We start from the raw sequence: 9,615 nt of genomic DNA, 5'->3' as shown, positions 1-9,615 counted from the left end.
ATTTAGGGGATTTTGGGGGATTTTGCAAAGGTGTCATACAGCCTTTTTCTTGCCGAATCAGGCGGCAGATGCTTTCCAAAAATCGCGCGGGGGGTCGAGCACGGGTTGGACGATGCCGGTGCGCACGGCATAGTCGCCGAAGCCTTCGCCCGGTTCGCGGCCTGTTGCCCAGCCGGCAATCCATTCGCGCAGGATGGCGAGGATTTCGGGTTCGGTGATGTTTTCTTTGTAAAGGCGGGGGATGCGCGTGCCTTGGCGGTTGCCGCCGGCGTAGAGGTTGTAGCGGCCCACGGCTTTGCCCACGAGGCCGATTTCGGCCAGCATGGTGCGGCCGCAGCCGTTGGGGCAGCCGTTGGCGCGCAAAACGATGTGCTCTTCGGACAGGCCGTTTTCTGCCATGATTTCGTCCACATGGTTGAGGAATTGGGGCAGGAAGCGTTCGGCTTCGGCCATGGCCAGCGGGCAGGTGGGCAGGGCGACGCAGGCCATGCTGTTTTCGCGCTGTTTGCTCACTTTGTCGTTGATGAGGCCGTGTTCGCAGGCGATTTTTTCAATTTTGGCCTTGTCGCGGGCGGCCACGCCGGCCACGATGAGGTTTTGGTTGGCGGTGAGGCGGAAGTCGCCTTTGTGGATTTTGGCGATTTCGCGCAGGCCGGTTTTGAGCGGGCAGCCGGGCGCGTCGGTGATGCGGCCGTTTTCGATGAAGAGGGTGAGGTGCCATTTTTTGTCTTCGCCCTGCACCCAGCCGATGCGGTCGCCGCGCGTGGTGAATTCGTAGGGGCGGATGGGCTGGAATTTCGCGCCCATGCGGTTTTCCACTTCGGCGATGAATACTTCCGTGCCCACGCGCTCGAGGGTGTAGCGGGTTTTGGCGGCTTTGCGGTCGCTCCTGTTACCCCAGTCGCGCTGCACGGAAACGACGGCGGCGGCGCAGTCGAGCACTTTGTCGAGCCCGATGAAGCCGAATTCGCGGGCGGTGTCGGGGTAGGTTTTGGTGTTGCCGTGCTCCATGGAGAGGCCGCCGCCCACGAGTACATTGAAGCCGATGAGTTTGCCGTTTTCGCCGATGGCGACGAAGTTTAAGTCGTTGGCGTGCAGGTCTACGTCGTTGTGCGGGGGGATGACGACGGTGGTTTTGAATTTGCGCGGCAGGTAGCTGGCGCCGAGTACGGGTTCGGTGTCGTCGCCGCTTTTCACACCTTCAGCCAGGGGGGCGGTTTCGGTGGTTTCCACTTTTTCGCCGTCGAGCCAGATTTCGGCGTAGGCGCGGGATTTGGGTAGGAGGTGTTCGCTGATTTTCTTCGCCCATTCCCAGGCTTCGCGGTGCAGGCTGCTTTCCACGGGGTTGCTGGTGCACAGGACGTTGCGGTTCACGTCGCCTGCGGTGGCGATGGAGTCGAGGCCGAGTTTGTGCAGCCATTGGTGCACGGCTTTGATGTCGGGCTTGAGGATACCGTGGTATTGGAAGGTTTGGCGGTTGGTGAGGCGGATGGAGCCGTAGAGGGTGTGGCTGCCGGCGAATTGGTCGATGCCCAGCCACTGCTGCGGGGTGATCACGCCGCCGGGCAGGCGGCAGCGCAGCATGACGTTTTTGAGATTGTCGAGCTTTTGGTCGTTCCGCTCGGCGCGGATGTCGCGGTTGTCCTGCTCGTACATGCCGTGGAAGCGGATGAGCTGGAAGTTGTCGCCGTTGAAGCCGCCGGTGAGGCCGTCGCCGAGGTCTTGGGCGATGGTGCCGCGCAGGTGGCGGCTCTGGCCTTTGAGGCGTTCGTTGTCGGCCAGGGGGGTGGCGGGGAGTTTGGCGCGGGGGTCGGGGGTGGTCATGGTTGGGTTCCTTTGGGTTTGGGTTGTTTTGGGGCTGTCTGAAAGGCGGTTTTCCATTTTCAGGTAGCCTTTTTTTGCCTGGCGGGGCTGCCTGAAAAACAGCCGCTGTTTTCAATACACGTCGCGCTGGTAGCGGCCTTCCTGGCGCAGGTTGTCGAGGTATTCGTCTGCGTCGTCGGCGCTCAGGCCGCCTTGTTCGGCGATGGTGTCGAGCAGGGCCTGCTCCACGTCTTTGGCCATGCGCGAGGCGTCGCCGCACACGTAGATGTGCGCGCCCTGCTGCAGCCATTGCCACAGTTCGGCGGCTTCTTCGCGGATTTTGTGCTGCACGTAGATTTTCTCTTCCTGATCGCGCGACCAGGCGAAGTCGTATTTGTTGAGCAGGCCGTCTTTCGCCCAACCCTGCCATTCGGTTTGGTAGAGGAAGTCTTGGGTGAAATGCTGGTTGCCGAAAATCAGCCAGTTTTTGCCACTGTCGCCGTTGGCGGCACGCTGCTGCATGAAGGCGCGGAAGGGGGCGACGCCGGTGCCCGCGCCGATCATGATTACGGGCGTGTCGGGGTTTTCAGGTAGCCTGAAGCGGGGGTTTTCCTCCACGAACACGCGCACGCTGCCTTCTTCTTCCAAACGTTCACCCAGAAAGCCGGAGGCGGCGCCGGTGCGCGGGATGCCGTTGTGTTCGTAGCGCAGCACGCCCACGGTGAGGTGTACTTCCTCGCCCACTTCTTCGGGCGCGGAGGAGATGGAGTAGAGGCGCGGGGCGAGCGGGCGCAGCAGGCCGGCGAGCTGCTCGGCGGTGAGCGCGGCGGGGTATTGCGACACGATACCGGCAATCGGGTTGGCGGCGGCGTAGGCGGAAGCGTCGGCGGCGGCCTGCTTCAGCTCGGGATTGCCGGAGATTTCGGCGTAGCCCTGCACGAACTGCGGGGTGTTCAGGCCGATTTCCCAATCGTGCAGCAGGGCTTCGCGCACGGTTTTGCCCTGCCCGCCCGCATTCACCGGCTCGTCGCCCTTGAGCGAGACGGCGGCGAGGATTTCGTCCACGACGGCGGGGTCGTTTTCAAACCATACGCCCAGCGCGTCGCCCGCGCGGTATTGCAGGCCGGAGCCGGAGAGGTCGATTTCGATGTGGCGCACGTCTTTTTCCGAATCGCGGCCGGTGATTTTCTGGCGGACGAGCAGGGTGGCGGGGAAGGGGTTGGCCTTGTTGTAGGCGGATGCGGGCGCGGCGGGGGCGGGGCTGCCGGAAGCGTTGCCCGTACCAGTTGCGGCGGCGGGCGCGGCGGCCAGGCTGCCCACCAGCGGCACGATTTTGTCCAGCCAGGCGGCGGCTTCGGCCTGGTATTCCAAGTCGCAATCCTGCCGCTCCAGCAGGCGTTCGCCGCCGAGTTTGGCTAACAGCTCGTCGAAACTTTTGCCCGCGCCGCAGAACATGGGGTAGCTGGAGTCGCCCAGCCCGAGCACGGCAAATTTGAGGCCGGAAAGCTTGGGGGCTTTTTTGCCGCTGAGCAGTTTGTAGAGGCTGAGCGCTTCTTCGGGCGGTTCGCCCTCGCCCTGGGTGGAGGTAACGAGCAGCACGAGTTGTTCGCCGGCGATGTTTTTGGGCTTGTAGTCGGCGGCGGCGGCATGGACGGCGTTCACGCCGGCGGCGGCGAGCCTTTGCTGCAGCTCTGCGGCCACTTTGCGGGCGTTGCCGGTTTGCGAGGCGGAAATCACGGCCACGCGCAGGGGTTCGGCGGCGGGGGCGGCCGGAGCGGGGGCTGCGGCGGCAGGCGCACCGATGCCGGGCTGCACGGCCTGCCCACCGGCCTGCGACCAGCAGTAGCCGGAGAGCCAGGCCAGCTGCAGGGGGTTGAGCGCGGCGATTTGGGCGGCGAGTTCGGGGGGAAGAGGGTTCATGGCGGGTTCCTTGGGATGGGTTTGTTATGGGCTGGGGCTACCTGAAAATTAAAGGGGCGGATTGTTGGGTTATGGCTTGCAGCCTAACCCAACCTACTCTTGCTAATCTTGCTGCGGGCTACCTGAAATTTGGTCGTTAAGTTTTCAGGTAGCCCGTCTTGCGTACGGTGAACGGGTGTCCGCGCTCCGGTGGTACGGCGGGTGGTCGGCTGCCGGATTGTGTTTCAGGCAGCCTTCCCTCTCGGGAAAAGGTGGCGATTTCAGACGGCCTTTGTTTGTTCTGTTCGGCATTTATGCCCGATCTGCGGGCTGCCTGAAAGTTGGCCGTCGGGTTTTCAGGTAGCCTGTTCTACCTGCTGCGTTTCGCCTGCCGCTTCTGCGTCGGCCAGTATCATGCCGGCGGCGGCGGTGTGGTTGGTGGCTTCGTCTATCAGGATGAAGGCGCCGGTGGCGGGGTTGGCGGCATAGGGGGTGCAGACGACGGGTTGCGCCAGCGCGAGCTCGACTTCGCCCAGGTCGTTCATTTCCAGCGTGTTGCGCCCGGCGGAGTGGCTGAGGGTATGCACGTCCCACACGCGGCGTACGGCGGCGATTTTGGCGGGCACAGTGCGGGTGGTGTGTTTGAGCAGGTATTTGCGGGCGGGGTTGAGCGGGCGGCTGTCGAACCAGCACAGGGTGGCGGCAAGGCGGCGCTGCGGCGCAAGCTGGCTGGCGGCGGAAAGGATGGTGTCGCCGCGCGAGATGTCGATGTCGTCGGCGAGGAGGAGGGTGGCGGGTTCGCCTGCGGTTGCCTGATCCACGCTGCCTTTGAGGCCGATGATGCCGCGCACGCTGCTTTCGAGCCCGGCAGGTTCGACGCGGACTTTGTCGCCCACGCGCACGCTGCCGGCTTCGAGGCGGCTTTGGTAGCCGCGGAAGTCGTCCTGTTTGCTGCCGTCGGCGCGCTGTACGAGCTGTACGGGGAAATGGAAGTCTTGCGGCGCTTCGGGCACACCTTCGCCTGCGGGCAGGCTCTCCAGCACTTGCAGCAGCGAGCCGCCTTGGTACCACGGGGTGTGGGCGCTTTCGTGCACGATGTTGTCGCCATTGAGGGCGGAGATGGGGATGAAGCGGGTTTCAGGCAGGCCGAGGGTGTCGGCCAGTTCGCGGTAGGCGGCGGCGACGGCGTTGAATTTTTCTTGGCTGAAGCCGAGCAAGTCCATTTTGTTGACGGCCACGATGATGTGCGGGCAGAGCAGGTGGTGCAGGATGGCGGAGTGGCGTTTGGTTTGCGGCAGCAGTTGCAGCGGCTGTTGGGAAAAATCGAGCTGGGCGGCGTCTATGAGCAATACGGCGGCGTGGGCGGTGGAGGCGCCGGTTACCATGTTGCGGGTGTATTGTTCGTGGCCGGGGGTGTCGGCGATGATAAATTTGCGGCGGGCGGTGGCGAAATAACGGTAGGCCACGTCGATGGTGATGCCTTGTTCGCGTTCGGCTTCGAGGCCGTCGGTGAGGGCGGAGAAATCGATCGCGCCTTGGCTGCGGCTGCTTTCGAGGCGGCGTACCTGGTCGCCGAGCAGGGCTTTGCTGTCGTAGAGCAGGCGGCCGATGAGGGTGGATTTGCCATCGTCCACGCTGCCGGCGGTGATGAAGCGCAGGGGGGCTTGGCGGTGGGGGCTGGTCATGATGTCGGGCTTTCTTTGGGTGGGTTGTTGGGGTTTCAGACGGCCTGGGCGGCGGGTCTGCGCTGTTTCAGGTGCGGCTGCCTCCGTCTGCATGAGGCGGGCAAAGTGCTTTCAGGCCGCCGCTGCCGTTTTGCGGGTGCGGGCGTTCGCGTTCCAAATCCGCTTTGGCGTTGTGCCGGCCTGCGCCTGCGGCTGGCCCTGCCTGCTTTTGCCGTTTGTCTGTTGGCGGGCTGCGGCCTGCCTTGCGGCTTTTTAGGCTACCTGAAAAACGGTGCGGGGCTTTTTCAGGTAGCCTTCGGGCTAGAAATAGCCTTGTTTCTTGCGCTGCTCCATGGCAGCTTCGCTCACTTGGTCGTCCATGCGGGTGGCGCTGCGCTCGGAGATGTCGGCCAGGGCGGTTTCGGCGATGATTTCGGCGGGGGTGGCGGCGCTGCTGGCCACGGGGCAGGTGCAGGAGATGTCGCCCACGGTGCGGAAGCGTACGGACAATTCTTCTATCTGTTCGCCTTCGTGCGGCGGGGTGAGTTCGGTTACGGGCACTAAGAGGCCGTTGCGGCGCACCACTTGGCGGCGGTGGGCGTAGTAGATCGGCGGCAGGGCGAGCTTTTCGCGTTCGATGTATTGCCAGATGTCGAGTTCGGTCCAGTTGGATATGGGGAACACGCGCAGGTTTTCGCCGGGGTGCAGGCGGGTGTTGTAGAGCGACCAGAGTTCGGGGCGCTGGTCTTTGGGGTTCCATTGGCCGAATTCGTCGCGGAAGGAGAAGATGCGCTCTTTGGCGCGGGCTTTTTCTTCGTCGCGCCGCGCGCCGCCCATCAGTGCGCCGAAGCCGTGCTCTTCGATGGTTTCGAGCAGTGTGACGGCCTGGGCGGCGTTGCGGGAGTCGGTTTCGCGCCGCAGCACCACCGTGCCTTTGGCGATGGAGTCTTCCACGCTGCCGACGATGAGCCGCGCGCCGGATTCCCGGGCGGTTTGGTCACGGAAGGCGATGACTTCGGGGTAGTTGTGGCCGGTGTCGATGTGCACCAGCGGGAAGGGCAGCGGGATGCTCCGCCCGGGCACGGCGAAGGCTTTGCGGGCGAGGGCGAGCAGGACGACGGAGTCTTTGCCGCCGGAAAACAGGATGGCGGGGTGGCGGCATTCGGCCAGTACTTCGCGGATGATGTGGACGGATTCGGCTTCGAGCCAGTCGAGGTGGTCATTTTGCAGGGTGGCGCTCATGGCGGGCTTTCTGTGTCGGGTTGGTTGTTCGGGTTGCGGTTTCAGGCAGTCCGTGGCGGGCTGGGGCTACCTGAAAATATCGGGCTTGCGGCGGGCTGAGCTGAAGAGTCCCTTACGTTTTTTCAGGTAGCCTTTTGGGTTGCGGCGGCTATTTGTGCAGGCCGCATTCTTTGCTGTCGCGGCTTTCCCACCACCAGCGGCCGGAGCGGATGTCTTCGCCTTCCTTCACGGGCATGGTGCAGGGTTCGCAACCGATGCTGGGGTAGCCTTGGCGGTAGAGCTCGTTGAAGGGCAGGCGCTGCTGCAGGGTGTAGGCCCACACTTCCTGTTCGCTCCAGTCGAAAATCGGGTTGTATTTGGCGATGCCGCGCGCGTTGTCGTGTTCGGCCAGGGTAAGTTCGCTGCGGGTTACCGACTGCCCGCGACGCTGGCCGGTGAGCCAGGCATCGGCATCAGCCAGGGCGCGGTTGAGCGGCTCGACTTTGCGGATGTGGCAGCAGCGCTTGCGCAACTCCACGCTGTCGTAGAAGGCGTTCAGGCCGTGGGTTTGCACGTATTCTTCCACCGCTTTTTCTTCGGGGTAGTAGAGGCGGAAGTCGAGCGCGGGGTAGCGGCGGCGCACTTCGTCGGCCAAATCGAGGGTTTCGGCGTTGAGGCGGCCGGTTTGCAGCATGAACACTTCCACGCGCAGGCCTTGCTGCGCCAGCAGGTCGGTAATCAGCATATCCTCCACCGCCAGGCTGCTGGCCAGCTTCACGCGGCTGTGGCGGCGGTAGATTTCCAGCAGGCGGCGGCGCAGCGCGGCGGTTTTTTCAGGTAGCCTTTGGTACACGGCGGAAATGGGGCGGGGAATCTGCCACAGCTTGGGGCGGAAGGATACGGCGGAAGCGGTTTCTTCGCGGACAACCGGGATTTCTTGAATATTCACGGTATTCCCCCTCACGCCGCCTGTCCGGCCGCTGCGGCGGGCTGCTGCACATACCGGCCGCCCTGTTCGTCCTGCCGGCCGGGCTGGGCGCCGAACCAGGCCAAATCCTGCCGCAGCGCCACGGTTTCGCCGATCACCAGCAGGGCGGGCTGGGCGGCTTGCGCGGCCAATTCGGGCAGCTCGGCCAGGCTGCCGGAAAACACCTGCTGATGCGGCAGCGTGCCGCAGCTGATGACGGCGGCGGGCGTGGAGGCGGCGCGGCCGTGCGCAATCAGCTCGCGCGAAAGTTCGGCGGCCTTAATCGTGCCCATATACACCACCAGCGTTTGCCGGTTCTGCGCCAGAGCAGGCCAGTCGGGCGCTTCGGCGTCGATTTTGCGGTGGCCGGTGATGAACATCGCGCCGTGCGCGTGGTCGCGGTGGGTGAGCGGGATGCCGGCGTAGGCGGCCGCGCCCAGTGCGGCGGTGATGCCGGGCACCACTTCAAACGGAATGCCCGCTTCGCGCAAGGCTTCCAATTCCTCGCCGCCGCGCCCGAACACGAACGGGTCGCCGCCCTTGAGCCGCACCACGCGTTTGCCCGCACGGGCATGGCGCACCAGCAGGAGGTTGGTTTCCTCCTGCGGCACGCTGCCGCCACCGGCGCGCTTGCCCACGCAGATTTTGTCGGCATCGCGCCGCACCAAATCCAGCACCGCATCCGACACCAGCGCGTCGTACAGCACCACGTCGGCTTCCTGAATGCGCTGCAGGCCTTTGAGCGTGAGCAGCCCGGCATCGCCCGGCCCCGCGCCCACCAGCGCCACTTCGCCGCTTTGCGGCTGCTCCCCGGCCAAATGCCGCCACACCAGCTGCCCGGCCTCGCGGCTGCGGCGGCTTTCCGCCAAACGCCGGAAGGCGGCGGAAGCAAACAGCCTTTCCCAGAAGCGGCGGCGCTGCGTCGTGCTGCCGAGCCGCGCCTTCACGCGGCCGCGCCATTGCCCGGCAATCTGCGCCATTACGCCCAAACCCTGCGGTAGCAGGGCTTCCAGCCTCTCGCGCAGCAGCCGCGCCAGCACCGGTGCCTTGCCGCCGCTGGAAATGGCGATTTGGATGGGGTTGCGGTCGATAATCGAGGGGAAGATGAAGTTGCAGCGGGCGGGGTCGTCCACCGTGTTCACCAGCTGGCGGCGGCTCTGCGCGGCTTGGAACACCCGCTCGTTCAAATCGGAATCGTCGGTGGCGGCCACGGCGAGGAAGGCCGTGTCGAGCAATTCGGGCGAGAACGCGCGCGCCGCCCACTCCACCCTGCCCGCGCCGTGCAGCGCGGCCACTTTCGGGTGCAGCCTATCCGCCGCAATGCGGACAACCGCGCCGCAGCGCAGCAGCAGGCGGATTTTGCGCAAAGCCACATGACCCGCGCCTACCACCAGCACGGGGCGGCCTTTCAAATCGGCAAACAGGGGGAAGTAGTCCATTTCCGTTCTCACTCTAAAACCGTGCGCCTATCATAGGCGAAGCGGCGGGGGGAACGGAAAGACTGATTTCGCCATTAGATAGAAGAAAAAATTATATGCGCGGCAACTTATTGTTGCTAAACATTTATTCTAAGCGCGTATCTTGAACGCCGGCCGAGGCCGCCCGCCCGGTTTCGGGTTTGCGCCCGCAAAACAGGCGGGGGTAGCCGTGCGGGCAACAGACTTCCTGCAAAACGGGAAATGCCGGAAGGGCAGGCTGCGGTTTGCCGCCGCGCAGGCAGGGTAAGGATGCCCGGGTTGCCGGAATCCAAATGTTTCAGCCGACCCGCCCGCCTCTTGCGACCGGTTTGGGTTTCCGCCGGGCTTTTTGCTTTCAACCCCGGTTTGGATTTTCGCAAGAAGCCCGATATACGGAACCGTTTCAAACGCCGGGCGCGGGACGGGAAATTGCGCCAAGAGACCTTTGCAAAAATCCCCCTCCACCCAACAGCCGAAGCCCAAACCCAAGCTTCCGGCTGTTTTTTGTTCCCAATTTCCCTTTTTTCTCCCCGGATACCGGATTATCAGGCATCCGGGCCGCCCTTTAGGCTGCAACAGGCACACTTAGCCTGTTAGCCGCTTT

The 9,615-nt window shown here is 64.1% G+C and carries 6 protein-coding genes; all 6 read right to left on the bottom strand.

Annotated elements, in window-relative coordinates:
• Positions 1–57 precede the first annotated feature (57 nt).
• A complete protein-coding gene (gene cysI / locus HMPREF2872_RS05550) occupies positions 58–1,824 on the bottom strand; it encodes an assimilatory sulfite reductase (NADPH) hemoprotein subunit (RefSeq protein WP_070631869.1) in 1,767 nt (588 codons plus the stop codon).
• A 111-nt stretch (positions 1,825–1,935) separates the two neighbouring features.
• The gene (locus HMPREF2872_RS05545) at positions 1,936–3,723 is read right to left on the bottom strand and encodes an assimilatory sulfite reductase (NADPH) flavoprotein subunit (RefSeq protein WP_070631865.1); all 1,788 of its coding nucleotides are present in this window, start codon (positions 3,721–3,723) and stop codon (positions 1,936–1,938) included.
• Positions 3,724–4,058: 335 nt separating this feature from the next.
• On the bottom strand, positions 4,059–5,387 hold the full coding sequence (locus HMPREF2872_RS05540; protein WP_070631861.1) for a sulfate adenylyltransferase subunit 1: 1,329 nt from the start codon (positions 5,385–5,387) through the stop codon (positions 4,059–4,061).
• Positions 5,388–5,687: 300 nt separating this feature from the next.
• Positions 5,688–6,653 (bottom strand): sulfate adenylyltransferase subunit CysD, encoded by a 966-nt coding sequence (gene cysD / locus HMPREF2872_RS05535; protein WP_083311743.1) that lies wholly within the window; start codon positions 6,651–6,653, stop codon positions 5,688–5,690.
• Positions 6,654–6,756: 103 nt separating this feature from the next.
• Positions 6,757–7,536 (bottom strand): phosphoadenylyl-sulfate reductase, encoded by a 780-nt coding sequence (locus tag HMPREF2872_RS05530; RefSeq protein WP_083311742.1) that lies wholly within the window; start codon positions 7,534–7,536, stop codon positions 6,757–6,759.
• Between the two features lie 11 nt (positions 7,537–7,547).
• A complete protein-coding gene (gene cysG, locus HMPREF2872_RS05525; protein WP_070631855.1) occupies positions 7,548–8,993 on the bottom strand; it encodes a siroheme synthase CysG in 1,446 nt (481 codons plus the stop codon).
• Between the last annotated feature and the right edge of the window lie 622 nt (positions 8,994–9,615).

Origin of the sequence: Neisseria sp. HMSC069H12 (assembly GCF_001812735.1) — a bacterium.
GTDB classification, from domain to species: Bacteria; Pseudomonadota; Gammaproteobacteria; order Burkholderiales; family Neisseriaceae; genus Neisseria; species Neisseria subflava.
Note: the sequence above shows the minus strand (reverse complement) of the source record. Positions and strands in the feature narration are given on the sequence as shown.

Coding starts and splice junctions, on each gene's coding strand:
- HMPREF2872_RS05545 (WP_070631865.1), bottom strand. CDS start 3,723: ATGAACCCTCTTCCCCCCGAACTCGCCGCCCAAATCGCCGCGCTCAAC.
- cysG (WP_070631855.1), bottom strand. CDS start 8,993: ATGGACTACTTCCCCCTGTTTGCCGATTTGAAAGGCCGCCCCGTGCTG.
- HMPREF2872_RS05540 (WP_070631861.1), bottom strand. CDS start 5,387: ATGACCAGCCCCCACCGCCAAGCCCCCCTGCGCTTCATCACCGCCGGC.
- cysI (WP_070631869.1), bottom strand. CDS start 1,824: ATGACCACCCCCGACCCCCGCGCCAAACTCCCCGCCACCCCCCTGGCC.